Raw genomic sequence first — 26,055 nt, 5'->3', positions numbered from 1 at the left:
CGGCGGCGCGGTCAGCGCGGGTCGCGGGTGTGACGCTGGTAGAGCTCGAACGCGTCCCGCAGGCCGAGACCCGGGTGGGCGACCCGCAGCCGCCGCACCGCGTCGATCTCGCCCGACGATCCGCGCACGGCAGCGGTGATCTGATCGGGGCGGACGGACGCGGCGATTCGGCGTGAACGCTCCTCGTTCCTGCCACCGAGCCACCAGCTGTGCGCCGCGGCACCGATGAGCAGCACGGCCAGCGCGGCCCACAGCAGCACGTCCAGCATCCCGGCCCGGCCGGAGAGCATCTGCTCGACCGCGATCACGAGCGCTCCGAACCCGCCGAGTCCGGTGGCGACCACGTACGCCACCGTCGTCCTACCCCGCGACCGCGTCACCGGCTCGATCGTCGCGCCGGCCCGGTCCGGGGTCCGATCCGACGGGCGGGGAGCCGTCACGAGCGGCCCTCGTCGTCGTCGACCTCTCCACCGGCGAGGTGCCGCTCCACCCGCTCCACCTTCCCGCGCAGCTCCCCCGAACGGCCGGGCCGCAGGTCCGCCTTGAGCACCAGGCTCACCCGCGGCGACACGGCCAGGACGGCGTCGGTGGCGGCGCGGATGACGGGCATGACCTCGTCCCACTCGCCCTCGATGGTGGTGAACATCGACGTGGTCTCGTGGGGCAGGCCCGACTCCCGGACCACGCGGACCGCGTCCGCGACCGCGCGACTCATGGAGGCCGAGTCGTCCGCGGTGGACGTGGGGGCGACGGAGAACGCGAACAGCATGGCACCAACCGTAATCCCGTCGGGCCCCGCGCGCAGATCGGCGGCACCGGACGATACCTACGTCACAGACCCACGTCACACGCCACCGTCACAGCCGCGAGACCGTCTGCGGCACACCCGCGGTGTACCCGGCCTCGGCGAGCAGCTCCCGGACGCGCGGGATGACCTTGCGGCCGTAGAGGTCGATGGAGGTCATGAGGTCGTCGTGCGGGGTCGGGCCGCTGGCGTACTTGAGATCGAAGCGGTCCAGTCCCAGCGTGCGGACGGTGGTGGCGATCTTCTGCGCGACGGTCTCCGGGGAGCCGACGTACATGGCACCGGAGCGGACCTCGCGGTGGAAGTCGGCCTCCACCGCATCGCCCCAGCCACGCTCCCGGCCGATCTGGTTGCGGTTGGTCAGCCAGTGCCGCATGGACAGCTCGGCCGCCCGGGCGTCGGTCTCGGCGACGAAGCCGGGCGAGTGGACGGCGATCGGCAGGCGCGGTGCGTCCGTTCCCGCCGACCCCGAGCCCGACCCCGAGCCCGAGAGCTGGGCATTGGCCTCGCGGTAGAGGTCGGCGAAGGGGGCGAACCGGCCGGCGGGGCCACCGATGATCGCGAGCATGAGCGGCATCCGGTAGCGGGCCGCGCGCACCACGGACTCAGGGCTGCCGCCGACGGCGATCCACGCGTTCAGCCCGTGCTCGGTCTTGGGGTAGACGTGCTGGTCCACCAGCGGCGGCCGCAGCTCACCGGACCACGTCACCGGCCCCTCGGGCAGCAGCGCGGCGAACAGGTCCAGCTTCTCACTGAACAGCTGCTCGTACTGCTGGAGATCGAAGCCGAACAGCGGGAACGACTCGGTGAACGAGCCGCGGCCCAGCACGACCTCGGCCCGGCCGCTGGACAGGGCGTCGATCGTGGCGAAGCGCTGGAAGACGCGGATGGGGTCGTCGCTGGAGAGCACCGTGACCGCCGAGCCCAGCGTGATGCGTTCGGTGCGCGTGGCGATACCGGCGAGGAGGACGTCCGGTGCCGAGACCGCGAAGTCCGGGCGATGGTGTTCGCCGATGCCGAACGCGTCGACGCCCACCTGATCGGCCAGGACGGCCTGCTCCACGACGTCGCGCAGGACCTGCGCGTGGTGGACGGGGCGACCGTCGCGGTCGACCGTGGTGTCACCGAAGGTGTCGAGGCCGAAGGCGACACCCCGGGTGGAGGAGACACCGTGGGTGGAGGGCGACGACGACGAGGTGGGCGTCGCGGGGTCGTGTGCGGAGGCTGATGAGTTCATGCGATCAGCATAGTTGATCCGTCATCTACATGGCGGGGTGTGCCGCCCGGGCGCGGGAGGCGCGGACGTACCGAGCGATCATCCGGTCCATCACCCCGGGCGCGAGTCGCTGCAGTCTCCACGTGGCGCGGGCGCGGGCGGGTTCGACCACGAGCGCGCGATTGCGGTCGACCCCCTCGAGGACACGGGCCGCCAACCGGTCGGGATCCATCGGGCGTCGCACCCCCTGGCCGTCGAGATAGAAGTGACGGCCGTCGAAGCCGTCCAGCTCGCCCTTGTCGAGAATCGCGGTGTCGACCGCGGCCGGGCACACCACCGTCACGCCCACCCCGTGTCCGGCGGCCTCGGCGCGCAGGGACAGCCCGAGTCCGACGACCGCGTGTTTGGTCATGGCGTAACTGGTGATCAGTCCCGCCGGGCACAACCCACCCATCGACGCGGTGAGCACGATCGCCCCGACGCCGCGGTCGATCATGTGCGGGTACGCGGCGTGCACGCAGTGGACCACCCCACGGATGTTGACGTCGATGATCGCGTTCCACTGCTCGAGGGTGAGCTTGTCGGTGTCGCCGCCCCAGGTGATGCCGGCATTGGCGAACATCAGGTCCAGCTTGCCGCGAGTGGCGACCACCTCCTCGACGAGGGCCGACACGGCGGCGGCGTCGGTGACGTCGAGCTGCGCCGGTTCCGCACTCCCGGCGCCCGCCGACCCGGTGCCGGGGCCGGACCTCGTCGTCGTCACCTCCTCGACGACCCGACGCGCGGCGGCGAGATCGATGTCGGCCACCACCACGTGCGCGCCCGCCGCGACGAGGGCGCGGCTGAGGGCCGCACCGATCCCGGATCCGCCGCCGGTGACGACGGCCGACGCCCCCGCGAGCCGCGGGCCCCGCAGCGCGGTCACGAGAACGCCCTGGTCGCCAGCCCGAGCACGTCCGGGTAGCGGCGCAGCTGGGCGCCGCCGTCGACCGCGAGGTCCTCGCCGGTCATCCAGTCCGCCGCGGCGAGGTGCAGCACGGCGCGGGCGACGTCCTCGGCGGTCCCCCGGTGGGCGATCGCGGAGTTCTCCGCGTACTCCTCTGCCAGGCCCGGGATCTGCAGGACGGGTTCGGTGAGCGGCGTGACGAGGAACCCCGGCGACACGGTGTTGACCCGCACCCCGCGCTCGCCCAGCTCGAGGGCCGCGACCTGGGCGAGCATCACCAGTCCCGCCTTGGCGGCACAGTAGGCCGCCATCCCCCGGCCGGGCTGCCGCGCGTTGAGGGAGGCGATCGCGACCATGGACCCGCCGTCGCGGACCACCCGGCCGCCGTGCTTGAACACCAGGAACGCGCCGGTCAGGCACACATCGACCACCCGGCGGAACTCTGCGGTGTCGTGGTCGGTGACCAGACCCAGTGTGCTGACACCGGCCGTGGTCACCACCAGGTCCGGGGCGGTCCCGGCGAACAGCGCCTCGACCGACGCCTCGTCGGTCACGTCGACGGCGCACGCCCGGTGCGCCGGGCCGAGTTCGGCGGCGCGGGCGGCAGCCGACTCGGCGTCAAGGTCACCGATCGTGACCTGCCACCCCCCGGCCGCGAGAGCGCGGGCGGTGGCCCACCCGATCCCCGACGCCCCGCCCACGACGACGGCGGACCGGCCGCGCGCGGCCACATCGGAACCGTCCGAGGAGCTGTCGCGGTCAGGGGTGGGGACGTGTGTGCGATCCGGGTCCACGGGGCCTCCAGTAGGGTTGACGGCCGGCCTCGGTGGGGTGGTTCGCCGGGCCGGAGGAAGCTGTTGACGACCGTCAACACGGGCCATAGTGTGATCCGCGCCATAGCTTTCTTGTCGGCGAGTCTGCCTCGCCGAGAGATCCGCCGAAGGGGTTCGCATGACATCGACCTGCACAATCGCCGTGATCGGCGCGGGCATCAGCGGCCTGACGACGCTGAAGATGCTCCGCGACTACGGGATTGACGCGGTGTGCTTCGAGGCGTCGGACCGGATCGGCGGGAACTGGGCGTTCGACAACCCCAACGGCAGCTCGAGTGCCTACCGCTCGCTGCACATCGACACCTCCAAGCACCAGCTGAGCTTCCGGGACTTCCCGATGCCGGAGGAGTTCCCGGACTTCCCCCACCACAGCCAGATCAAGCAGTACCTGGACGACTACGCCGAGGCGTTCGGCCTGCTGCCGGCCATCGAGTTCGAGACGCGGGTCGAGCATGCCGAGCGCCTGCCGGACGGCGGGTGGGAACTGACCACGTCGCGCACCGGGTCCGCGGCACACGCCGGGGCCGGCGGCACGGGCGGGGCCGGCGGGACGGGCGGGGCCGGCGGGACCGAGACCCTGCACTTCGACGGCCTCGTCGTGGGCAACGGGCACCACTGGGACCCGCGCTTCGCAGACTTCCCCGGCGAGTTCACCGGGGAGATGATCCACTCGCACGCCTACATCGACCCGTGGGATCCCCTGCACCTCATGGACAAGAAGATCCTCGTCGTGGGCCTGGGCAACAGCGCCGCGGACATCGCGGTCGAGCTGTCGTCCAAGGCCATGCGCAACGAGGTCACGCTGTCCACCAGGTCGGGCGCGTGGATCGTGCCCAAGTACATCGCCGGGAAGCCTGCCGACAAGTACTTCGCGACCTTCCCGTACATCCCGTACTCCTGGCAGCGCAAGGCCATCCAGGCGATGCAGCCGATGTCGGCCGGGCGGCCGGAGTCCTACGGACTGCCCACCCCCAACCACAAGTTCTTCGAGGCCCACCCCACGCAGTCGGTCGAGTTGCCGCTGCGACTGGGTTCCGGGGACGTCGTCGCCAAGGGGAACATCGCACGACTGGACGGCCGCACCGTCCACTTCGAGGACGGCACGAGCGACGAGTTCGACGTGATCATCCAGGCCACCGGGTACAACACCACCTTCCCGTTCTTCGACCGCGACTTCCTCAGCGCCGACGACCACAACCACGTCCCGCTCTACAAGCGGATGTTCACCCCGGGCATCGAGGACCTCGTCTTTGTCGGCTTCGCCCAGTCCACCCCGACGCTGTTCCCGTTCGTCGAGGCCCAGGCCCGCCTCGTCGCCGCGTGGGCGGCGGGCCTGTACCGCACGCCACCGGTCGCGGAGATGGAGCGGGTGATCCTGGAGGACGAGAAGAAGTACATCGGCCACATGCTGGACACCCCGCGCCACCAACAGCAGGTGGACTACTTCCTCTACGAGCGGGACCTGCGCACCCGCGAGATCCCGCGGGGGCTCGAGCGCGCCCGCGATCGCGGCACCGCCCTGCGCGCCCGGGTGACGACGTGACGCCGGCCGCCCCGTCGGCGAACACCTCCCCGCGCGGCGACCGCCGCCGCGAGGCCCTGCTCGCCGCCCTCGACGACCGGTTACGCACCACCCCACTGGACGACATCTCGGTGGCCGACCTCACCGTGTCCGCGGGGATCACCCGGTCCGCGTTCTACTTCTACTTCGACTCCAAGGCCGCCGCCGTGGGCGTCCTGCTGGCCGCCGTGCAGGACGAGGCGCAGGCGGCGGTCGAGACGATCGTGGGGGGCGAGGGCGACTTCCGCCCGCGCGTCGCCCGTGCCCTCGAGAAGCTCACCGACCGCGTGTTGGAGAACGCCCACATCTACCGGGCCCTGCTCACCGCCCGGAGCAAGCACGCGCAGACGCGCGCCCTGTGGGACGAGGGCCGCCGGGTGATGGCCGCCCCGGTCGCCGAGTTCCTGCGCGCGGAACGCGCGTCCGGTCGAGCACCGAACGGTGTGGACGCGGACGCGCTCGCCGTGGGGCTCATCCACATCAACGAGACCGTGCTCGAGCGACTGGCCTTCGACACCGACGGCCCCCGCGAGCCACTGCTGACCGTCGCCACGGACATGTGGGTCCGCGCGCTGTACGGCAGGCCCGACCCCGCGGTGGACGCCGCAGCAGCCCCAGGGAGAACCGCATGACCAGCCCCGTCGACATCGCCTTCCGCTCCGGATCCGGGGCCGACGCCGCCGAGTGCCGCGGATGGTTCCTGCCCGCCGCCGGCGCGGGCGCCACCGACGACGGTGGTGACGCGCGACGCCCGTGCGTGGTGCTGGCGCACGGGCTGGGCGGGACCGCCGACTCCGGGCTCATGCCGTTCGCCGAGGCGTTCGCGGCCGCCGGGTACCACGCGCTCGTCTTCGACTACCGCGGCTTCGGCCGGTCCGACGGCGGACCCCGGCAGGTCGTCTCCCCCGCGCGCCAGCAGGACGACTACCGTGCGGCGATCGCCGCGGCGGCCGCCCGGCCCGACGTCGACCCGGAGCGCATCGTGCTGTGGGGCTGTTCGCTCGCGGGGGGCCACGTCATGGAGGTGGCGCGCGGCCGGGACGACGTCGCCGCCGTCATCGCGATGATCCCCCTGGTCGACGGACGGGCCGCCGCCCTGGCCGCGGCCCGCCAGCACACGCCCGCCTCGCTCCTGCGGGCGACGGGTTCCGCGATCGCCGCCAGGGCGGTGTCGGCGGCGGGGCGACCCGAGCCGCTGCTCCCCCTGGTCGGCCCGCCCGGGTCGGCCGCCCTGCTGTCCCTGGACGGGTACGAGGAGGCCTACACCTCCGTCGCCGGGCCGACCTGGCGAAACGAGGTGGGCGCCTCCATCGGCACCGAGCTGGGCACGTTCCGGCCCGGCCGGCACGCGGAAGACCTCGTCGTCGTCCCCGTGCTGGTCCAGATCGCCGACCTCGACCGCAGCGCCCCGCCGCACGCCTCCGCCACGGCCGCCTTCGCCGCGCGCGCCGAGGTCCGCCACTACCCGGGCGACCACTTCGACCTCTTCCCCGGCCGGCCGTGCCACGACCGGGCGGTCGAGCACGCGCTGCACTTCCTCGAGCGGCACGTCGGCTGACCCCGCGGCCCGGCGGGCGTGGGAATCCCCGAGAATAGTTGTTGACACGTCATAGAGCGCGACCTATAGTGGGTGACACAACAAGCACTCGTCCGGCCCGCCGGGCGGGCAACCCCACCCCAAGGAGTCACCATGACCACCAACCTCACCGACCTGACCGGCACCTGGACCCTCGACGACACGCACACCCGGTTGGGCTTCGTCACCCGCCACGCGATGGTCACCAAGGTCCGCGGCTCGTTCAACGACTTCACCGGAACCGTCACCGTCCCGGCCGAGGGCATCGAGGGCGCCACCGCCCAGGTCACCATCAACGCCACCTCGATCGACACCCGCAACGCCGATCGGGACGGCCACCTGAAGTCCAACGACTTCTTCGACATGGAGACCTACCCCGAGATCACGTTCACCTCTACGAAGATCGCCGCCAACGGCTCGGGCGGCGTGGACGTGACCGGCGACCTCACGATCAAGGGCACGACCAAGTCCGTGACGATCCCCTTCGAGTACGCGGGCACGGCCACCGACCCGTTCGGCAACCTGCGCGCGGGCTTCGAGGGCACCACCACCCTCAACCGCAGCGACTTCGGCCTCACCTGGAACGCCGCGCTCGAGACCGGCGGCGTGCTGGTCTCGGAGAAGGTCACCCTCGAGATCGAGGTCTCGGCCATCAAGAGCGCCTGACCGCTCGCCCGTCATGGCGGCGGGGCCGCATCACGACCCAACGGCCCTGCCCCACACAGTGAACGCTCGCCCCGGCACCTGCCGGGGCGAGCGTTCCGTTTCTGGGGCGAGGTGCGCGGGGCGGCGAGCCGGGCCGCTCGGGGCGGGGCGGAAACCCTAGGAGACGACGACGAGGACCGCGGTGTGCGACCCGTCCTCGTCCTCCCATGTCGCCGTGAGCGTGCCCGGTGAGCCGACGAGCGGGCCGTCGGCCTCCGCGTCGTTCTCCTCGGACACGACGCGGATGACCCGCAGCTCCGGGTCGTCGCCCTGGGTGATCCCGTCACCCCCGCCGCGGACGTTCACCGGCGACGGGGTGATCGACCCGTCCTCCACCTGGAGATGATCGGCCGCGACGTCCCGGTGACTGATCACCCGGCGGACCTCGGCGAGGTAGACGGGATCGGCGGAGGCGTCGTAGACCCAGCGTCGGCCGAGCACCGAGTGCTCCATCTCGCCGACCAGAGTGGCGCCGTCGAGCTCGGAGCCCCGGTAGGTCACGGGTACGTGGAAGGTGCGCGAGCCGTCGGTGAGCAGGAAGCACTCCATCCCGACCTCGCCGGCGGGGTCGACGAACCGGTAGGCCGTCACCTGCTCGAGGACCTCCGGGTCACCGTCGAACCAGTCCTGGTGGCGGACCCACGCCCGGAGCAGCTCCAGCTTGCCCGGGTTCAGGACGGCGTCATAGATCTCGGCAGTTCCACTCATGCGTCAAGAGTCCCCGAATTCGTCCGGCCCGGCAAACGATCACCAGGCCGGGTGGATGTATGAAGAAGAATTCGCGGAGCACTCGTTCCCCCTGCGTATCGCCACCAGCCGCCACCCACCGACCCCAGCCGGTGTGACGACCATCACAGCCAAGCCGCAGGGGCGGCGGTTACGGTTGCCGCCATATCGCCGGGAGACCCCCGGAATGCCGAGAGAAAGGTGCGACCCACATGAAGAAGACCATCGCAGTGATCGGTTCCGCAGCCGCCCTGTCCTTCGCCGGTGCCGGCCTCGCCGCCGCCGAGGAGGCCGACGACCAGATCCAGGGCACCGACACCACCCTGACGGAGGTCACCGAGGAGGACCTCGACGAGGTCGAGACCCCCGCCGAGGTCTCCGCCATCGCCGAGCAGCTGTGCGGCACCATCTCCGCCTACGACTTCCTCGGCTCGGCCGAGGGTGTGGTGCCCGGGCTGAGCGGCGAGGAGTGCGAGGCCAACGCCACCGCCGCGGTCGGTGCCGCGTTCACCGGTGACATCGCCGGCGCCATCGACATCCTCCGCGGCATCGACGCCGAGACCCCCGGTGACGGCGACGAGACCGAGGGCGCCGGGTCCACCGAGCTCCTGGGCTCGCTGACCGGCGGCGCCGAGGGCGACGACACCGACGGCGAGACCGAGCAGCCCGCGTTCGGCTCCTGATAACCGCTCGCGCGGAGGCAGCGACACGCTGCCGATAGCGCAGCACCCGGCTCGGCCCCGGCTCCCCACGAGGGAGTCGGGGCCGAGCCGTGTGAGATGCCCAGCCGTCTTAAATGCCCAGCCGTTTGAGATCCCCAGCCGCGTGTAGGGCCGAGCCCGCCGGTTCAGTCCGCCGGGCGCATGTCCGCGGTCACCAGGTCGCTGAGCGTCTCCGGGTCGATGTGCCCCGGCTGCGTCTCGGTCATGAACTCCACGATGATCCGCTCCACCGCCGCCGGGTCCTCGACATGAGGGTAGTGGCCGGTCCGCTCCACGATCGCCAGGCGGCTGCCGGGGATCGCCTCGTGGGTGGCGTGACCGTGCGACATGGGGATGATCGGGTCGCGGTCGCCCCAGATCAACTGGAACGGCAACTGCCCGGCCAGGTGCAGCCGGTTGGCCGCCGACACCGCTTGTCCCTTGTTGTCCACGACCGCGCGCAACGTCTTGAAGAACGTCTTGCGGTGACCCGGCCTGCTGAGCGAGTCATAGGCCGACCAGGACTCGGTGATCGCGTCCGCACGGATGCCCAGGCCGGAGAAGAAACGCCCCACCGAGTTCCCGGCGTTGACGAAGACCGGGGCCGCGCCGACCGTCAACAGGAGCTCGGCGCCGGGGACGGCCAGCATCCGGAGGATCCAGTTGACCTCCTTGCCCAGGCCGCCGCTGCCGATCAGGACGATCCGCTCGCAGTATTCCGGGTACTGGTAGACGAACTGCATGGCGACGCCGCCGCCGAGCGATTGCCCGATGACCGTGCACCGTTTGATGCCCTTGACCACCAACAGGTCGCGCAGGGCGGAGGCCATCGCGCCGAGCGAGTAGTCGTCGAAGTCGAGTGAACTCTCCCCGTGACCGGGCAGGTCCGGGGCGATGACGTGGAAGTGGGCGTCCAGACGCGGGATGAGTTCGCGCCAGGTGGTCGAGCTGCCGGCCATGCCGTGGATGAGCAGGATCGTCGGCTTGCCCTCGCCGGCACCCGCCTCGCGGTAGGCCAGCTCTCGTCCGTGGAGTGTCGCGGTCTGCATAGTGATTCCCCCTCGGGGACGGCCTCCCGCGCCGTATCTCGTCGCAGGGAGCACCTACCGTCATTGTGCGCCCACGGCGACGTCGACGCAGTTCCCCGCGTCACATACGGGCGGAAAATCTCCGGATCAGCCGCCTGTGCCGGTGGCGGAACAGCACGCTGACCACCATCCGCACCACCGACCCCGGCAGCACCGTCCGGGGTTCGGCCCGCAGGGAGTCCGTCACCCGGGTGGAGCCGTCGGGCAGGGCCTCGAGCTCCCGTCGGTGCTCCCAGACGCGGCACGAGCCCAGGCTCGAACGTTCCCGGAAATACCGGGGCGCCTCCAGCTCGGTGACCACCAGGTCGTCGAATTCCACCGGGACGACGCCCGCCAAGAGGATCCACGCCCGCCCCGCCGGCCGGCCCAGCGGGAGGTCCGCGATCGACGCCCCCCGCAGCGACCTCGGGAACCGCATCGTCAGGAGCGGGCCGAACTCGTCCGCTACCCCCTCGGCGGTGACGACCCGCGCCCACACCCGGTCCCGGGGCGCGGGCACGACGCTCGAGCGCACGACCTCCACGCCGGGGGTCCGAGCAGCGGCCCGCCCGTCATCGCGGCGCATGGTCAGGGACCCTCACGACCGGTTCGGCGGGATCGGGATCGTCGTCGTGCCCGGTCTGGAGCGCCTCGTCGTCGTCCCCCCGGATGTCCTCCCCACCGTCGGGTCCGGACACCTCGTCGCGCCCGGGCACCAACCCCGGCCCGAGGTCCGCGTCGCCGTCGTCCGAACCGCCGCCGTCCGCGTCGCCCCTGTCCGCGCCGCCCCGGGCCGCGAGGTGGCGCACGACGGTGTTGGCCATCGCGGTGACCGGGACCGCGAACAGCGCACCCACGACACCGAACAGGTACGTGCCGGCCGTGACTACGAGGATCACCGCGAGCGGGTGCAGCGCCACGGCGTGGCCCATGAGCAGTGGCTGGAGCACGTGCGACTCGAGCTGGTGGACGACCACGACGATCGCCAGCATCGCGATCGCGATCGCCGGGCCCCGCTCCACCAGCGCCAGGACCGTGGGGATCACCCCGGCCACGAGGGTGCCGACGATGGGCACGAACGACGCCAGGAACACCACCACGACGATGGGGATCACGAACGGCACCCGCAGCAGCAGCGCGCCGATGCCGACCCCCGCGGCGTTGATCGCGGCCACGGTGAGCTGGGTGCGCGTGTACGCACCGAGGCTGCCCCACCCGCGCCGGAACGCCGTGTCGACGTGCTCCCGGCTCGCCCGGGGCAGCCATCGGACGAAGAACTCCCACAGCTTCTCCCCGTGATAGAGGAAGAAGAACAGCGACACCAGGCAGATGAGGACGCCCGCCACCGCGTCGACGGCGGTGTGGCCGAACTGGACCGCGCCGGCGGCGACCGCCTCGGAGTTCGACTCGATCCAGGTGCGGGCCTGGGTGACGGCCTCCTGCAGTCGGTCCGCGGTGAGGTGCAGCGGGCCCTCCTCGAGCCACCGCAGTGCGGAGTCGGTGCCCGACGAGATCTGGTCACGCATGCGGGGCACGCCTGTGGCGAGCTGGGTGGTGACCGCCGCGAGCGCGGCGAGGATGACCGCGAGGACTCCGACGACGACGACGAGGGCCGCCGCAGCCCGAGGGACCCGCGCCGGGATGCGGTCGACCACCGGGCGGAGCATGGCCGCGAGCAGGACCGCGATCGCCAGCGGCGCGATGATGACCGACAGCCGACCGACCGCCTGCCCGACGAGCCACCCGCCGCCCGCGATGAGGAGCAGGCACGCCGACCAGCCCGCCGCCAGCAGGACCGGGTACGGCAGATGCGCACGGTCGAACGGGGCGGCGGTCGGGCCGGGGGGCGGCGGGCCTGGTGTCATGACCTCAGGATAAACGGGTGTGAAGAATTCTCAGACGGCTTCACCGGGCGGTGTCGTCATCGGGCCAGATCGGTCCAGTCCGTGAACCCGCTCGGGTCGTGCCTGCCCATCACGGCGTGCTCGAACATGCCCCAGCCCTCGGCCCCGTTGCAGGTGGCGCGGGCGACGTGGTCGATGGTCTGGAACGGCATGAACGCCTGCACGTCGGGATCGGCGAGGTCGTAGGCCGTGGACAGGCTCCAGTCGCGGCCCTTCCACACGCCGTGCGTCCAGTCGGGGTCCTGGACGTACCCCGAACCCATGCTCAGGGGGATGTACCCGAGCGTGTCCACGTCCACCACCAGGGGTTCGCCGGTGGGCGTGGTGAGGTGGATCCGCGCCGACTCGGGGTGCCGGGTCCCGCTGCGGTAGGACACCTCCGTGCGCGGCCAGCCCAGCTGTTCGATCCGGCCGTCGGCAAAGGTGCGGGTGGCGTGGTTGAGGGTGCGGTACCCGTCCGGGCTCTCCTGCATGATGATCATCAGCGCGAAGTCGTCGAACCGCAGCGGGACGTAGGTCCACCAGAAGCCCTCACGGGGCTCGTCCGCGGAGCGGCCCTTGGGGTCGGGCTCGCCGCTGGAGCGGATGCCCCACGAGCGGTCCCGGGTGCCCATCCACACGTCCGGGTCCACGGTGTAGTCGGTGCCCTCGGCGTTGAGCGTGCCGGACCAGCTGCCCACCTGGGCGAAGCGCGTCGCGTCGAGTATCGGCCGGGGCCCGTCGAGCAGCATGTGCCGCTCCTCGAGGACCGCCTCGAACGAGCCGTGCCAGGTGAGGTCGAACGAGAGGTCCTCGTGCTCGCAGACCAGACGGACGGTCCGCAGCGGCTCGATCACCTCGACCCGGTACCCGCCCACGACGGAGTCGAGGGACCGCTCGTCGCTGGCGTCGGAGAAGCGGACCGAGCGCTGCCGGTCGCCCTGCCGGACGGTGGCGAAGGCGTCGATCACGCCGAGATTGGGGTACACGCCGAGGCCGGTGACGAGATAGACGTCCCCGGTCCGGTCATGAGCGTTGAAGTAGTAGCGGTCGTAGAAGTTGCGGTCACTCGTGGCGACCTGCGACATCGACAACGGGGACTGGTGCACCGGGTACTCGTCGAGTGGCGCGGGCTTGATCGTCATGGGCTCTCCTGGGAGTTCTCTGGGCCGGCGGTACATGCCGGGGGGCGGCGGTGTGGTGCGGTGGCGGTGCGGTCGGTCCGCCCGGGTGTCAGTCGGCGATCATCCGCGCGAGCATGGCGTGGTGCAGGACGTACTCGTCCGGGTTCTCGTGCGCCTCGACCTCGCCGAAGTGCACGCGGCGGCGCTCGATCTGCGACATCACGATGCCGTGGCGCAGGGCGGCGTACGTGCGGAAGAACTCCAGATCGCGGACCCGCGACCCGGTGAGCTCCTCGTATCGGGCGACCACCACGTCGTGGGGGAACAGATCGGGCAGGCCGGGGAAGTCCCACTGCTCGGCGATCTCCTGGAACATGTCGTGGAAGAACAGGAACCAGCCCAGGTCGAGCTCCGGCGGAGCGAGGGTGGCCGACTCCCAGTCGAGCACGGCGGCGGGTTCGACCCCGTCGAACATGACGTTGCCGATCCGCGCGTCACCCCAGCACAACACGTCGGGCGACAGCTCGGCGGGCCAGTTGGCCTCGATCCAGTCGAACGACTTCTCGAGGACCGGGATCCGGAGGCCGTCCTCGCAGCGGGTCCACTCGTAGTAGGCGCGCTCGTTCTCCACATGGGCCCGGAGACTGTCGAGGCCGGCGGCCGGCGCGGCGTCGCCGAGCGCGGTCCGTGGGTCCGGGGTGCCGTGAACCCGGGCCAGGACGTCCACGCTCACGTCGCGCACCCGCGCCCGGCCGGTCTCGTCCAGCTCCTCCACCACCCAGCCGCCGAACACGTACGGCGGGTTGTCGACGGGGACCCGGCCGGAGACACGGTCCATCACCAGGAAGGGCACGCCCAGGATCTCGGGCGAGTCCTCGACCCAGCGGACGTCGGGCACCGGCAGGTCGGTCCGCTCGCGGACGGCGCGCATCACGGCGGCCTGCCCGGCCAGGTCATAGTCGGGGAACACCGGGAACGAAGAGGCCTCCGGCGCGAGTCGGGCCACCAACTCCGCGCGCTCGTCGCGCCCGTTAGCGGTCCACTCGGCGTCGAGCAGGACGGAGATGCTCGACATGCCCGAGCTCTCGGGGCGCCGGATGGACGTCACCCGGACCGCGCCGGCGCTGCCCACCCGCTCGGCCAGCCACGTCTCCATCCGGGCCCTGACCTCGTCGAGGTCGGTGGTCGAGGTGATGATGTCGCTCTTGACGTCGTCCGCCGTCACTTCCTGGCTCATGTCTCGTGTCCTTCTTCCGGTGAAATGCCCTTCATCCAGGGCGGTGAGGTAGATCACACCATAAACGTAGACTGGCGTCTAGATTTTGCGTCGATGGATATCGTGGGCCCGGACGTTCCGCGAGTCGCCGGGACCGCCGACGAGGGGACGGGACGACACATGCAGACGTGGCCTCCGATCGACACCGAGCCGCCGCCCGACTCGTCCCGGCGCGCGCACAACAAGCACGCGGTCCGCACGAGCCTGCTGCAGGCCGCCCGTCAGCTCTTCGCCGAGCGCGGCGTCGCCGAGACCACGGCCGAGGAGATCGCCGAGGCCGCCGGCGTCTCCCGCGCGACGTTCTTCAACTACTTCCAGAACAAGCACGGCATCGTCATCGCACTGCATGACGCCCACGTGGCCACCCTCGGACTGCTGGTCGACGACCTGCTGTCCGAGCCACTGACCACCTCCGGTCGACTCGATCGGTTGTTCGAGGACGTCGCGGCCACCGCCGCCGCCGCTCCGGTCTACTTCGCATCGCTGACCGGCGAGCTCGAGCGCGAACTCGCGGTCCCCGCGGTGAGTGCCGCCCGCACCGAGCAGCTCACGTCCACCATGGCCCGGGTACTGGCCCCGGGAGTGCCCGCCGGGGAGGTGCGCGAGGACCTGCCGCTGCGCTTCCTCGCCCAGATGGTTGGCTCCACCTACATCTCGGTCATCCGTTACTGGCGCGAATCACCGGACTACGACATCGCGCTCAACAGCGCCCGGGCAGCGCACTTCCTGGCGGAGGCGCTGGCGCCGCCGACCCCGACACACCAGGACCCCGGGACCGGGGCGGGCGGGTAACAGGCGCTCCCGGCAGGTGGGTCGCGAGCGGTTGCGGGGAACGCGAGCACGGGCAGAATTCCGCGCATGGCTCCACGGAGCCAGTAGGTCCCGGACGCACGATTCCCACCCGCGAAGGAGCGCCATGCCCGACAAGAGGTCAGATTCCAAGTCCACCGCCCGGTCCGCCGCCGAGAAGATCGTCGACAAGGCCGAGCAACTCGCCGACGACCTGGTCGGCAGCGCCGACGTCGTCCCCGGCACCCCGGGGTCCCGGCCGCCGTCCCTCGAGGAACCGACCGAGCCCACCAGCCCGTTGCCGCCCAAGGCCGACCAGAAGGGCGCCACCCCGTACGGCCCGACCGGCGCGGAGCCGCCCGGCTCGGTCACCGCCCGCGAGGAGGTCATGCGCCAGCAGGGGCAGTTCCTCACCACCGCCCAGGGCGCCCGGCTCTCCGACACCGATCACTCGCAGAAGGCCGGCCGGCGCGGCCCGGTCCTGCTCCAGGACCACCACCTGCGCGAGAAGATCATGCACTTCGACCACGAGCGCATCCCGGAGCGCGCGGTCCACGCCCGCGGCGCCGGCGCGCACGGCGTCTTCAAGGCCAACGGCGCGGCCGCGAGCGTCTGCAAGGCCGGGGTCTTCGCCGAGGGCAAGGAGACCGAGGTCTTCGTCCGCTTCTCCACCGTGCTCGGCAACCGCGGGTCCGCCGACACCGTCCGCGACACCCGCGGGTTCGCGACCAAGTTCTACACCGACGAGGGCACCTGGGACCTGGTCGGGAACAACATCCCGGTGTTCTTCATCCAGGACGCCATCAAGTTCCCCGACGTCGTCCACGCCGCCAAGCCGCACCCGGACCGCGAGATCCCGCAGGCCCAGAGCGCGCACGACACCTTCTGGGACTTCGTCTCCCTGCACACCGAGGCGCAGCACCACACCCTGTGGAACATGTCAGACCGCGGAATCCCGCGCTCGTACCGGATGATGGAGGGCTTCGGCGTCCACACGTTCCGGCTCATCAACGACGCCGGCGAGACCAGCCTGGTGAAGTTCCACTGGAAGCCCCACCTCGGCGTCCACTCGCAGGTGTGGGAGGAAGCCCAGATCACCGCCGGCATGGACCCGGACTTCCACCGCCGCGACCTGGCCGACGCGATCGAGTCCGGGGCGTTCCCCAGCTGGGACCTGGGCATCCAGGTCTTCCCGGACACGGTCGACGAGAACGGCGTCAGCGAGATGTTCCACGGCATCGACCTGCTGGACCCGACCAAGATCGTCCCCGAGGAGCTCGCGCCGGTGCAGGTGATCGGCACGATGACGCTCAACGCGAACGTCAAGAACTTCTTCGCGGAGACCGAGCAGGTCGCGTTCCACCCGGGTCACCTCGTGCCGGGCATCGACGTGACCAATGACCCCCTGCTGCAGGGCCGGCTGTTCTCCTACCTGGACACCCAGCTCACGCGTCTGGGCGGGCCGAACTTCGGTCAGATCCCCATCAACCGGCCGCACGCCCCCGTCAACGACATGCTCCGCGACGGCTTCCACCAGTCCGCCGACCACGTGGGAGTGGCCCCGTACCAGCCCAACAGCCTCGACGGCGGCTGCCCGTTCATGGCGGGCACCACCGATGGCGCGCTGGTCGAGGTGGCGCAGCAGATCGCCGACGCGCAGATCGTCCGCGACGCACCGGCGACGTTCGACGACCACTACTCGCAGGCCACGCTGTTCTACAACAGCCTCACCGAGGTGGAGAAGGCGCACGTCGCCGAGGCGTACGCGTTCGAGCTGGGCAAGTGCTACGAGGAGGCCATCAAGCTCCGGCAGGTCGAGCAACTCGCCCACATCGACCACGACCTGGCGGTCACGGTCGCGACCGGGCTGGGGCTGCCCGCACCCGCGAAGGTCCCGGTCGTCGAGGTCGTCACCAGCCCCGCGTTGTCCCAGCTCGGGAAGGAGTGGCCGTCCGACGGGCGCCAGATCGGCATCCTCGTCACGGAGAACTCCGACCCCACCGTGGTCAAGGAGCTCGAGCAGGCCGTGTTCGGCGACGACATGGTCCCGCTCGTGATCGGCCCGGTCGGCGGCCGGCTGGGCGAGGGTGAGCCCGACGCGACGGTCGCGATCTCGAGGACCTATCAGACGCAGCGGTCCATCGAGTTCGACGCCCTGGTCGTCGTCGACCTCCCCGCCCACCCGCGGACCGACGTGCTCATCAGCGAGATGTACCGGCACAAGAAGGCCATCGCCACCCTGGCGCCCATCGACCGGTACGTCGACTTCGGACTGAGCTCGGACACCCCGGGCGTGGTCGCGGTGGACGCGGCGGCCGGCGTGCTGCCCGCGCTCAAGCCGCTGCTGGCCAACCACCGCGTGTGGGAGCGTCCCGACCCCGCCCGCATCTGAGGCAGGAAGCGGCGCAGGAGTGACGCGCATCGTGCCGGGGACCGCGAGAGGTCCCCGGCACGATGCGGACGCGGGTAGCGTCACGGCCATGAGTGACCACGCCGACACCAGCGAGGCCCCTGCCGGGGAGCACCCCGGCGGCGATGGCGCCGCAGACCGGCGTCTCGAGGCGCAGCGGGTGATCTCGGCCCCGGCGGACCGGGTGTTCGCCGTGCTCTGCGATCCCGACGGGCACGTGGCCATCGACTCCTCGGGAATGCTCCAGTCGGCCGAGGGGCCGGTGGTCACCGCCGAGGGGGACCGGTTCGTCGTCCACATGGACCGCGAATCCCTCGGAGACTACGACCTGGGCGAGTACGACGTCACGGTGATCATCACCCGGTTCGAGCCGGACTCGGAGATCGCCTGGACCATCGACGGAGCCATCAGACCCCCGATCGGGCACACCTACGGCTACCGCCTCACCCCGGTGGACGGCGACGATGCAAGGACCGAGGTCGTCAGCTACTACGACTGGTCCGACGCGCACCCGAAGTGGCGTGACTCGGGAGTACTGCCGGTGCTGGACGCATCGGCGCTCAGAGCGACGCTCGGGATTCTCGACCGGGCGGTCAGGAGGGGATATGTCCGCGGTTGATCCGCACGCCCACCGCCCGGACCTGTGGTTCCCCCGCAGTGGCATGGAGTTGCGCGCCGTGGACTCCGGGCCCGCCGAGGGCGAGGTGATAGTGCTGCTCCACGGCTTCCCGCAGCGCACCTCCAGCTGGGACCTCGTCGCACCGCTTCTGCACGCCGCCGGGTACCGCACCCTGGCGCTGGACCAACGCGGATACTGCGAATCCGCCCGCCCCCGTGGTCGGCGCGCGTACCGGCTGTCGGAGCTGGTCGGGGACGTCCTCGCCCTGCTCGACGCCGCCGGTGTGCCGACCGCGCACGTGGTGGGTCACGACTGGGGTGCCGCCGTGGCGTGGGGGGTCGCCGGAGCTCACCCCGACCGCATCCGCAGCCTAACCGCCGTGTCGGTGCCCCACCCCGCCGCGTTCCTCAAGGCGATGATCGCCTCCGACCAGCTACTGCGATCCTGGTACATCGGGCTCTTCCAACTCCCGTTCCTGCCGGAGTTGCTGCTCACCTCGGCCGGCCCTAGACCCGAGAAGGCCCTGGCCGGGATGGGCATGACGCCCGAGATGATCGAGCGCTACCGCACGGAGATGGTCGCCGCCGGGGCGATCCCCGGTGGGCTCGGCTGGTACCGGGCCCTGCCCTTCGCCTCACCCTCCGGCTCGACCGCGCCGGTCCGTGTCCCGACCACGTTCGTGTGGAGTGACCGCGACCCGGCCCTCGGCCGTGGCGGCGCCGAACGGACCCGCGACCACGTGGACGCCGACTACCGGTTCGTCGAGCTCAGTGGGGTCAGCCACTGGATCCCCGACGAGCGGCCGGGGGAGCTGGCGGACGCGATCGTCGCGCGCGCCCGGTCGACCGCGGACGGTTCGGGCCCCGGGGCCTGAGCTCCCCCACACCGGGTGCGCGCGGCGCGGCGCGGTGTCAGGCTGGGCCGATGTTCCTCATCTTCGGCTTCAAGAACTCCTCCCGGAACCTCGGGCTCGCCCGGGCCACGTGCCCGAACTGCGGCAACGTCGCCGCACAGCGGGTCGACCGTAGGTCGCGGGCGTTCTCGGTCTTCTTCATCCCCCTCATCCCCCTGGGGTCGTCGTACGCCGCGACGTGCACGGCGTGCGGGGTGAGCACGAAGATCAACCGGGACCAGGCCGACGGGATCCTGGCCGGCGACTACTGATCCCGCAGGAAGACCATCCGCGCGGCCCGACAGCCGGCGGGCCGGCGGCGGGTCAGTTCTCCCGGGCCGGCAGGGACGCGGCGGCCTTCTCCACCCACGGCGGCGGGATCGTGGCCGCGACCGCCGCGGCCAGCAGCGCCACCCCGCAGCCGATCACGAGACCGATCCTGAACCCGGCCTCGGTGGGGACGAACAGCCCCTCGAAGTCCATGGACGTCTGCGTGAGAACCACACCGATCAACGCCGCGGACGCCGTCGTCCCGATCGAGCGCATCAGCGCATTGACACTGTTGGCCGAGCCCATCTCCGACGTCGGTACCGAGGCCATGATGAGCGCCGGCATCGCACCGTAGGCCAGGCCGACGCCGCCGCTGGTGACGATGCCCGCCAGCATCACGCCCCACGTGGAATCCAGCAGGAACAGCCCGAACACATAGCCGCTGGCCACCACCAGAGCTCCGAGGATGAGGGTGAACTTCGGCCCACGGGTGGAGATGAGCCGACCGCTCAGCGGCGCGACGGCCATCATGGCCAACCCGCCGGGCGCGGTCCACAGCCCCATGGCGACCATCGACTGCCCCAGCCCGTGCCCGGTCTCCACCGGCAGCTGCAGGACCTGCGGCATGACGAGCAGCTGCGCGTAGAGGCCCATGCCCATCATGATCGAGGCGATGTTGGTCAGAAGGACCGGTCGTCGAGCAGCCACCCGCAGGTCGACGATCGGCGAGGGATGGCGCAACACCCAGCGGCCCCACAGCGGGAACGCCAGCGCCGCCACGATGAACGATCCCAGCGTGACCGGTGAGGTCCAACCCCAGTCGGCCCCCTTGGACACCGCCAGGAGAAGGGCGATGAGACCCACCGCCAACCCGAACGCACCGATCAGGTCGAGGGAACCGTCCGGCTTGCCCGCAGGCATCACGCGGAGTCGCACGCCCATGAGGACGATGATCCCCAGCCCCAGGACCGCCGACCCCCAGAACATCCACTGCCAGTCCCCGTACTGGGCCAACGCCGCCGCGGCGGGCAGTCCCAGCGCCCCGCCCACACCCAGGGAGGAACTCATCATGCTGATCGCCGGCCCCAGACGCGCCGGGGGGAGCACCTCTCGCATGGTGGCGATCCCGATCGGGACCACCCCGATCCCCACTCCCTGCAGGGCGCGACCGAAGAGCATGGGCCACAGGGACGAGGACAGCGCGCAGAGTATCGATCCGGCGACCATGACCGCGGTGCAGGCGATCAGGATGTACTTCTTGGGGTACAGGTCGCCCAGTCGGCCCATGAGGGGTCCCGCCACCGCCCCGGCGAGCAGCGTCACGGTCACCACCCACGCCGCGTTGGCCGCCGAGGTGTCGAGGATCGCGGGCAACATCCCCAGCAGGGGGATCACCAGCGTCTGACTGAGCGACACCACGATCCCGCCGAAGGCCAACACCATGACCAGGCCGTTCTGGTCGGACCTCACGTTGTCGGTGTCGCCGCCCCCAGCTGGTGCCATAGTCCCGTGTCCTCCCGACGGAGCCTCTCGTCCGGAGCCTCCTGTCGGACATTACAGACAGGTGTCGACATGGTTCTCATTCCGCCCCGCCGGCCCCGGTGGCGCGGTTAGCGTCGCCGCCATGTCGTTCCTCGTGAAGTTCGGGCTCGTCCTCCTCGCCGTGGGCGCCTGGACCGGATGGGTGGTGGCCGCCCAGCTCGTTCTCCCCCGACTGTTCGAGAGGGCGGGGGTCCGGGAGCCCCGGCGTCTCCTGCAATTACACCTGGATTACGTGATCATGGGCGTGTTGGTGATCGCCGTCGGGGCGGTCCTGCCCGACCTCCCCGCGTGGATCCAGGTACTCATCGTGATCGGCACGGTGCTCAACCCGCTGCTGTTCCTGCCGATGGCCTTCTCCCCCGGCGCGTCGGGCACGGTGTGGTTCCGGCTCCTGAGTGTTGCGTCGTTTGCGTGTGTGACCGTCGGCCTCACCGCCGCGGCGGCAATCGGGGTGATGTCCTGACCTCGCCCCAGACCTTGTATGACCCTTCTCTTAGTGCAAGCATGGGACGGGTGAACACCACCGGCACGACCCGGCGGGACACCCGCCGAGTAACCGTTTCCGTGGGGGCCGTCCTCGCCGCCACGACCGTCGCGCTGACCACTGCCGTCATGGCCCCGGCCACCGCGAATGCCCAGGACTCCTCCCAGGCGATCCCTCTCCTGTTCCCCGCTCCCGACCGGCTCATCGCCGCGGGCGGATCCCCCACCGGCGCGTGCATGGGCATCGTGTCCGCCACCCTCAACGGCGACGGCTACCCGGCCTCAGCCAGTGTCAGCTGGGGTTTCGGCGTACTCGGCGTGGGTCCGTGCAACCTCACCGCCACGCTCTCGTGGAAGAATCTGGACTCGGGCGCGACCGGGGAGAAGACCGCGGGGATCCCCTGGCCCCGGATCTCCACCGGTATCCCCGATCCGATCTCCAGTCCGCAACAGGCGATCATCTCCACCGGTGCGGGCCGGGTCGAGTACCGACTCACCACGACCGGAGGCGCGTCGGCGGGTCCGATCATCGTCGAGACAGTGCCCTACTGAGGCGGACCAGGCGAACCGGATAACGCGAGCCGGCAGCCCACGTCACCCCGGGGTCCGCTGCCGCGCTAGACCTACGCGCCCGGAATGGACCACTTCCGCAGCGCACCCCGGCGATCCGTGTGCATTCCGGCAGCGCAAGCCGAAGAGGGCGCGCTCCGGGCCACTAAGCCTGCTGGCAGACCTCAGCCGAGTAGCCCCTCGGCCGCGATGCGCCAGTCCTCCACCGGCGGCGTCAGCACGTTCTCGCCGAGCACCTGCACCAGCACGGTCGAGGCACCGGCGTCGAGGTGCTCCTGCACACGCGCCCGCGTCGCCTCGACCCCGCGGGTGACCATCGCGTGCTTGAGCCGGTCGCTGCCCCCGCGCACGTAGTCCGACTCGTCGAACCCCTGCCGGGTCCACGAGTTCCGATAGTTCGGCAGGCCCGTATAGACGTTGAGGTGATCGTGGGCCCGCGACCGCCACACCTCGTCGTCGTCGACCCCCTCGGCCACCACCGCGGCGTGCTCCACGACCAGGGCCGGCCCGTCGTCGGCGGTCCCGCCGAGGATCTCGCGCGCCCGCGCGGTGTGCTCGGGCAGGGTCAGGTACGGGTGGGCGCCGGCGGTGCGGTCGCGCGACAACTCGAGCATCTTGGGGCCGAGCGCGGCGAGCACGACCGGCGGCATGGTGTCCTCGCCCGCCGCCATGGGCTGAGTCCGGTCGAGCGCGTCGAGGTACTCGCGCATCGCCGACAGCGGCCGGCCGTAGTGGTGGCCGCGGTGGCGCTCGACCAGCGGCGCGTGCGAGACGCCGAGGCCCAGGACGAACCGACCCGGGTGCATCGCCTCGATCGTGCGGGCGGCCGCCCCCGCCGCCGAGGCGTCGCGGCCGTAGATGTTGGCGATGCCGGTGCCGATCGCCATCCGGCGCGTGGCGCCCAGGTACAGCTGCGCGGCGGTGAAGGCCTCCCGGCCGACGGCCTCGCCGAACCACAGCGAGCCCCAGCCCTGGTCGTCGAGTTCACCGAGCACGTCGGGGATCGCCGCCGGCGTCAGTCCCTCCAGCGAGCCGGTCCACAGGCCGATCCGGCCGAGCTGCTCGCGGCCCGCCCCGTGCCGGCGGTCTCGGTTCGGCGCACTGTCCCGGAGAGCACTCATGTCCCCGAGTGTGCCCGACCCCGTCGTCTCCGGGCCGGCCATTCGCCGCAATCGGCCGCGCCCACCGCCCCGTCCGCGACACACTGAGCTGACACGTGTTGCAGTGACGCGCGGCACACGCCCGGGCACCGAGGAGACGAGACGCCGATGTACGAGTGGTCCGAGACCGACCTGATGATCCGCGACGCCGTGCGCGCCTTCATCGCCAAGGAGATCCGCCCCCAACTCGACGCCCTGGAGAGCGGTGAGATCCCGCCGTACCCGATCATCCGGAAGCTGTTCGCCGAGTTCGGCATCGATGCCATGGCCCGCGACGGGGTCGAGAAGATGCTGGCCGAGGAGCGGGCGAGGGAGACCGTCGGCGCGGCGGTCGGTGCCGCGGGCGGCGGGGCGGCATCCGGTGACGCGCCGCGCGGCGACGGCGGGAGGGGGGACGACGACGAGGATGGCTATTCCGGCGGCGCCCTCGAGAGCCGGGACTCCATGATGGCCGTGGTGACCAGCGAACTGGCCGGCGCGTGCATGGGTCTGGTCTCCGCGCTCGGCGTGAGCCTCGGGCTGGGTGCCACCACGATCATGTCCCGCGGGACGCTCGCGCAGAAGGAACGCTGGCTGCCCGGCATCGTGACCATGGAGAAGGTCGCGTCGTGGGCCATCACCGAGCCGGACTCCGGTTCCGACGCCTTCGGCGGCATGCGCACCTACGTGCGACGTGACGGCGAGGACTACATCCTCAACGGCCAGAAGACGTTCATCACGAACGGGCCCTACGCGGACGTGATGATCGTCTACGCCAAGCTCGACGAGGGCGACCGGGACGTCAGCCCGCGCGACCGCAAGGTGCTCACCTTTGTCCTGGACAAGGGGATGGAGGGCCTGACGCAGGGTCCGCCGTTCAAGAAGATGGGCCTGCACAGCTCCCCGACCGGCGAGCTGTTCTTCGACAACGTCCGCCTCGGCCGGGACCGGTTGCTCGGCGAGTCCGAGGAGGGCCGCGGCGGCGACGGTCGCGAGTCGGCCCGGTCGAGCTTCACCGCCGAACGCATCGGGGTGGCGACCATGGCGCTCGGCATCATCGAGGAGTGCCACCGGCTGTGCGTGGACTACTCCCGCGAGCGCACCCTGTGGGGCCAGGAGATCGGGCGCTTCCAGCTCATCCAGCTCAAGCTGGCGAAGATGGAGGTGGCGCGCATGAACGTGCGCAACATGGTCTTCAACTCCATCGAGCGCGCGCGGGCCGGCAAGCCCCTGTCGCTCGCGGAGGCGTCGGCGATGAAGTTGTACTCCTCCGAGGCCGCCACCGACGTGGCGATGGACGCGGTGCAGCTCTTCGGCGGCAACGGGTACATGGCCGAGTACCGGGTCGAGCAGCTCGCCCGGGACGCCAAGTCGCTCATGATCTACGCCGGCAGCAACGAGATCCAGGTGACCCACATCGCCAAGGGGCTCCTCGCGCGCTGAGGCGCTCGTCCGGTTGCTACCGCGGCCCGCTCTCGTACCGTCAGTACATGGCCACCGAGATGTTGCACACGTACATGCAGGACCACCACGCCGGTGCAGCGGCAGGGATCGACCTGTTCCGCCGCGTGGCCGAGGACCACCAGGACCCGGAGACCAGGAAGATCGTGGCCCGGATCGGCGACGAGACCGTGGACGACCTCCAGAGCCTCGAGGAGCTGATGACGCTGGCGGGGACGTCGCCCTCGCTGCTCAAGGACCTGCCCGCCAAGGCCGCCGAGAAGTTCGGGCAGCTCAAGCCGAACCGCCGCGTCGCCGAGCGTTCTCCCCTGAGTGACCTCGTCGAGCTCGAGGCCCTGACCCTCGCGGTGACCGGTAAGACGCTCGGCTTCAAGGCGCTGCTCGACATCGGCGACCCGCGGCTCCCCCGGCCCACGCTGGAGAGGCTGGTCGAGCGGGCCGAGGAACACGGCCGCGAGCTCGAGAAGTTGCGGCTGCGGTGTACGGACGCGCTCAAGAAGGAGTGAACGACCGAGTTCCACGTGAAACCCGCCGCTCACCCCGCCCGCCGGGCGGGTCCGTGCCCGGCCCTGCGACTCAGCGCATCTCGCCGGCGCCCACGTACGGGTTGAGGCTCGTCGTGGGACGCCCTTCCGCGAACCGGGCGTACCGACAATCGTCCGGGTCGACGCCGCTCATCGTCGTCGTCCCCTCCGTGAGCAGTTCCGCGACCAGTCGACCGACCGCGGGCGCCATCTTGAACCCGTGGCCGGAGAACCCCACCGCGAGGAACAACCCCTCGATCGGCGACGGGCCGATGATCGGGTTGTAGTCCGGCGTGGTGTCGTACGCGCCCACGTAGCTACCGGTGATCGACGGATCGGGCATGTCCGGCAGGCGGTGCATGAGCCGCTCGACGACCTTCTCCACGGTCCGGGTGTCGGCCCGGTTGGAGTAGGCGTCGGGGTCGATGAACTGCGGCGAGGTGTGGTCCGAGTTGCCGGCCAGGATCTCCCCGTTGGGCTCACGGCACAGGTACTGCAGGCCCACCAGGTCGGACAGCGTGGGGACCTGCCCGAGCGGTTCGCCCTGATCGACCATCACCAGCTGGGCGCGCTGCGCGCGGACCGGGATGTCCAACCCGACCGTGGCGGCGAGCTGCGGGGCCCACACGCCGGTCGCGAGGATCACGTGCTCGGCATGGACCTCCGTGCCGTCGGCCAGTTCGGCGCCCACGACCCGGTCCCCACAGCCGCGGAGCAGCGAGACCACGCGGGTGCTCTGACGGACCCGCACCCCGCGGGCACGCGCGGCGGCCGCGAACGCCATCCCCGTCATGTACGCCTCTCCGCGCCCGCCCCGGGGCTCCCATGCAGCAGCGGCGACGTCCTCCACGTTGAGGCCCGGCCACAGCTCGGCCATCCGGTCCGGGTCGACGTACTGAGCGGAAACACGGTGATGGTTACCGTCGGTTAAGGCTCG

Annotated in this window: 27 protein-coding genes and 1 pseudogene; 14 read left to right on the top strand and 14 right to left on the bottom strand. The window is 71.1% G+C overall.

Annotated features, from left to right (window positions below; all coding sequences use genetic code 11):
• Positions 1 to 11: 11 nt before the first annotated feature.
• The 5 genes from L8M95_RS11240 to L8M95_RS11220 all read right to left on the bottom strand — a co-directional run bounded on the left by L8M95_RS11240 (position 12) and on the right by L8M95_RS11220 (position 3,698).
• A complete protein-coding gene (locus tag L8M95_RS11240; protein WP_260486223.1) occupies positions 12 to 440 on the bottom strand; it encodes a hypothetical protein in 429 nt (142 codons plus the stop codon).
• Positions 437 to 769 carry an MTH1187 family thiamine-binding protein gene (locus tag L8M95_RS11235; protein ID WP_260486222.1) on the bottom strand — a complete coding sequence of 111 codons (333 nt, stop codon included), beginning with the start codon at positions 767 to 769 and terminating at the stop codon, positions 437 to 439. Before L8M95_RS11235 ends, L8M95_RS11240 begins: the two co-directional genes overlap by 4 nt.
• 88 nt (positions 770 to 857) lie before the next feature.
• Entirely contained in the window at positions 858 to 2,042 is a 1,185-nt protein-coding gene (locus L8M95_RS11230) for an LLM class flavin-dependent oxidoreductase (RefSeq protein ID WP_260486221.1), read from the bottom strand.
• A 25-nt stretch (positions 2,043 to 2,067) separates the two neighbouring features.
• On the bottom strand, positions 2,068 to 2,946 hold the full coding sequence (locus tag L8M95_RS11225) for an SDR family oxidoreductase (RefSeq protein ID WP_260486220.1): 879 nt from the start codon (positions 2,944 to 2,946) through the stop codon (positions 2,068 to 2,070).
• Positions 2,943 to 3,698 (bottom strand): SDR family NAD(P)-dependent oxidoreductase, encoded by a 756-nt coding sequence (locus tag L8M95_RS11220; RefSeq protein ID WP_260489235.1) that lies wholly within the window; start codon positions 3,696 to 3,698, stop codon positions 2,943 to 2,945. Before L8M95_RS11220 ends, L8M95_RS11225 begins: the two co-directional genes overlap by 4 nt.
• 220 nt (positions 3,699 to 3,918) lie before the next feature.
• Here L8M95_RS11220 and L8M95_RS11215 point away from each other — a divergent pair, with 220 nt between their 5' ends.
• From L8M95_RS11215 to L8M95_RS11200, 4 genes are all read left to right on the top strand, one after another.
• A complete protein-coding gene (locus L8M95_RS11215; RefSeq protein ID WP_260486219.1) occupies positions 3,919 to 5,343 on the top strand; it encodes an NAD(P)/FAD-dependent oxidoreductase in 1,425 nt (474 codons plus the stop codon).
• Positions 5,340 to 5,993, top strand: coding sequence for a TetR/AcrR family transcriptional regulator (locus tag L8M95_RS11210; protein WP_260486218.1), 654 nt, complete (start codon positions 5,340 to 5,342; stop codon positions 5,991 to 5,993). Before L8M95_RS11215 ends, L8M95_RS11210 begins: the two co-directional genes overlap by 4 nt.
• Positions 5,990 to 6,919 carry an alpha/beta hydrolase gene (locus L8M95_RS11205; RefSeq protein ID WP_260486217.1) on the top strand — a complete coding sequence of 310 codons (930 nt, stop codon included), beginning with the start codon at positions 5,990 to 5,992 and terminating at the stop codon, positions 6,917 to 6,919. The genes L8M95_RS11210 and L8M95_RS11205 overlap by 4 nt, the downstream gene beginning before the upstream one ends.
• A gap of 132 nt (positions 6,920 to 7,051) precedes the next feature.
• The gene (locus L8M95_RS11200; protein WP_260486216.1) at positions 7,052 to 7,603 is read left to right on the top strand and encodes a YceI family protein; all 552 of its coding nucleotides are present in this window, start codon (positions 7,052 to 7,054) and stop codon (positions 7,601 to 7,603) included.
• A gap of 156 nt (positions 7,604 to 7,759) precedes the next feature.
• Here the strand turns inward: L8M95_RS11200 and L8M95_RS11195 are convergent, their stop codons facing one another.
• Complete coding sequence (locus tag L8M95_RS11195; protein WP_260486215.1) at positions 7,760 to 8,350, bottom strand: maltokinase N-terminal cap-like domain-containing protein; 591 nt, start codon at positions 8,348 to 8,350, stop codon at positions 7,760 to 7,762.
• A gap of 230 nt (positions 8,351 to 8,580) precedes the next feature.
• Here L8M95_RS11195 and L8M95_RS11190 point away from each other — a divergent pair, with 230 nt between their 5' ends.
• Positions 8,581 to 9,051, top strand: coding sequence for a hypothetical protein (locus L8M95_RS11190; protein WP_260486214.1), 471 nt, complete (start codon positions 8,581 to 8,583; stop codon positions 9,049 to 9,051).
• A gap of 164 nt (positions 9,052 to 9,215) precedes the next feature.
• Here L8M95_RS11190 and L8M95_RS11185 read toward each other — a convergent pair whose 3' ends face one another.
• The 5 genes from L8M95_RS11185 to L8M95_RS11165 form a co-directional block, all read right to left on the bottom strand.
• The gene (locus L8M95_RS11185) at positions 9,216 to 10,118 is read right to left on the bottom strand and encodes an alpha/beta fold hydrolase (protein WP_260486213.1); all 903 of its coding nucleotides are present in this window, start codon (positions 10,116 to 10,118) and stop codon (positions 9,216 to 9,218) included.
• A gap of 100 nt (positions 10,119 to 10,218) precedes the next feature.
• Complete coding sequence (locus L8M95_RS11180; RefSeq protein ID WP_260486212.1) at positions 10,219 to 10,722, bottom strand: hypothetical protein; 504 nt, start codon at positions 10,720 to 10,722, stop codon at positions 10,219 to 10,221.
• A complete protein-coding gene (locus tag L8M95_RS11175; RefSeq protein ID WP_260486211.1) occupies positions 10,709 to 12,001 on the bottom strand; it encodes an AI-2E family transporter in 1,293 nt (430 codons plus the stop codon). The genes L8M95_RS11180 and L8M95_RS11175 overlap by 14 nt, the downstream gene beginning before the upstream one ends.
• 56 nt (positions 12,002 to 12,057) lie before the next feature.
• Positions 12,058 to 13,164, bottom strand: a complete 1,107-nt coding sequence (locus L8M95_RS11170) for a hypothetical protein (protein WP_260486210.1) — start codon at positions 13,162 to 13,164, stop codon at positions 12,058 to 12,060.
• 88 nt (positions 13,165 to 13,252) lie between these two features.
• Positions 13,253 to 14,380 (bottom strand): phosphotransferase family protein, encoded by a 1,128-nt coding sequence (locus L8M95_RS11165; RefSeq protein WP_260486209.1) that lies wholly within the window; start codon positions 14,378 to 14,380, stop codon positions 13,253 to 13,255.
• A 93-nt stretch (positions 14,381 to 14,473) separates the two neighbouring features.
• Between L8M95_RS11165 and L8M95_RS11160 the strand changes: the two genes are divergently transcribed.
• The 5 genes from L8M95_RS11160 (at position 14,474) to L8M95_RS11140 (ending at position 19,401) form a co-directional block, all read left to right on the top strand.
• Positions 14,474 to 15,211 carry a TetR/AcrR family transcriptional regulator gene (locus L8M95_RS11160; protein ID WP_260486208.1) on the top strand — a complete coding sequence of 246 codons (738 nt, stop codon included), beginning with the start codon at positions 14,474 to 14,476 and terminating at the stop codon, positions 15,209 to 15,211.
• A gap of 124 nt (positions 15,212 to 15,335) precedes the next feature.
• The gene (locus L8M95_RS11155) at positions 15,336 to 17,600 is read left to right on the top strand and encodes a catalase (protein WP_260486207.1); all 2,265 of its coding nucleotides are present in this window, start codon (positions 15,336 to 15,338) and stop codon (positions 17,598 to 17,600) included.
• Between the two features lie 88 nt (positions 17,601 to 17,688).
• Complete coding sequence (locus tag L8M95_RS11150; protein WP_260486206.1) at positions 17,689 to 18,237, top strand: SRPBCC family protein; 549 nt, start codon at positions 17,689 to 17,691, stop codon at positions 18,235 to 18,237.
• Positions 18,224 to 19,111: an alpha/beta fold hydrolase gene (locus L8M95_RS11145; protein ID WP_260486205.1), complete on the top strand. Its 888-nt coding sequence runs from the start codon at positions 18,224 to 18,226 to the stop codon at positions 19,109 to 19,111. The genes L8M95_RS11150 and L8M95_RS11145 overlap by 14 nt, the downstream gene beginning before the upstream one ends.
• Positions 19,112 to 19,161: 50 nt before the next feature.
• On the top strand, positions 19,162 to 19,401 hold the full coding sequence (locus tag L8M95_RS11140) for a zinc ribbon domain-containing protein (protein ID WP_260486204.1): 240 nt from the start codon (positions 19,162 to 19,164) through the stop codon (positions 19,399 to 19,401).
• A 52-nt stretch (positions 19,402 to 19,453) separates the two neighbouring features.
• On the opposite strand, the gene L8M95_RS11135 is transcribed toward L8M95_RS11140, so the two are convergent.
• Complete coding sequence (locus L8M95_RS11135) at positions 19,454 to 20,902, bottom strand: MFS transporter (protein ID WP_260486203.1); 1,449 nt, start codon at positions 20,900 to 20,902, stop codon at positions 19,454 to 19,456.
• A 121-nt stretch (positions 20,903 to 21,023) separates the two neighbouring features.
• On the opposite strand from L8M95_RS11135, the gene L8M95_RS11130 reads away from it, so the two are divergent.
• Together L8M95_RS11130 and L8M95_RS11125 are read left to right on the top strand one after the other, a co-directional pair.
• Positions 21,024 to 21,404, top strand: a complete 381-nt coding sequence (locus tag L8M95_RS11130) for a hypothetical protein (protein ID WP_260486202.1) — start codon at positions 21,024 to 21,026, stop codon at positions 21,402 to 21,404.
• Positions 21,405 to 21,445: 41 nt separating this feature from the next.
• Positions 21,446 to 21,976, top strand: a complete 531-nt coding sequence (locus tag L8M95_RS11125; RefSeq protein WP_260486201.1) for a hypothetical protein — start codon at positions 21,446 to 21,448, stop codon at positions 21,974 to 21,976.
• 182 nt (positions 21,977 to 22,158) lie between these two features.
• On the opposite strand, the gene L8M95_RS11120 is transcribed toward L8M95_RS11125, so the two are convergent.
• Entirely contained in the window at positions 22,159 to 23,115 is a 957-nt protein-coding gene (locus L8M95_RS11120; protein ID WP_260486200.1) for a TIGR03620 family F420-dependent LLM class oxidoreductase, read from the bottom strand.
• A gap of 147 nt (positions 23,116 to 23,262) precedes the next feature.
• Between L8M95_RS11120 and L8M95_RS11115 the strand changes: the two genes are divergently transcribed.
• Both L8M95_RS11115 and L8M95_RS11110 read left to right on the top strand, forming a co-directional pair.
• Positions 23,263 to 24,576 carry an acyl-CoA dehydrogenase family protein gene (locus L8M95_RS11115; RefSeq protein ID WP_260486199.1) on the top strand — a complete coding sequence of 438 codons (1,314 nt, stop codon included), beginning with the start codon at positions 23,263 to 23,265 and terminating at the stop codon, positions 24,574 to 24,576.
• 47 nt (positions 24,577 to 24,623) lie between these two features.
• Positions 24,624 to 25,100: a hypothetical protein gene (locus tag L8M95_RS11110; RefSeq protein ID WP_260486198.1), complete on the top strand. Its 477-nt coding sequence runs from the start codon at positions 24,624 to 24,626 to the stop codon at positions 25,098 to 25,100.
• 70 nt (positions 25,101 to 25,170) lie between these two features.
• On the opposite strand, the pseudogene L8M95_RS11105 reads toward L8M95_RS11110, so the two are convergent.
• Positions 25,171 to 26,025, bottom strand: a pseudogene (locus L8M95_RS11105) (NAD(P)/FAD-dependent oxidoreductase); the annotation flags it as partial.
• Between the last annotated feature and the right edge of the window lie 30 nt (positions 26,026 to 26,055).

The organism is Dietzia sp. B32 (genome assembly GCF_024732245.1).
GTDB lineage: Bacteria > Actinomycetota > Actinomycetes > Mycobacteriales > Mycobacteriaceae > Dietzia.
This window is presented reverse-complemented; position numbering and strand designations above follow the sequence as displayed.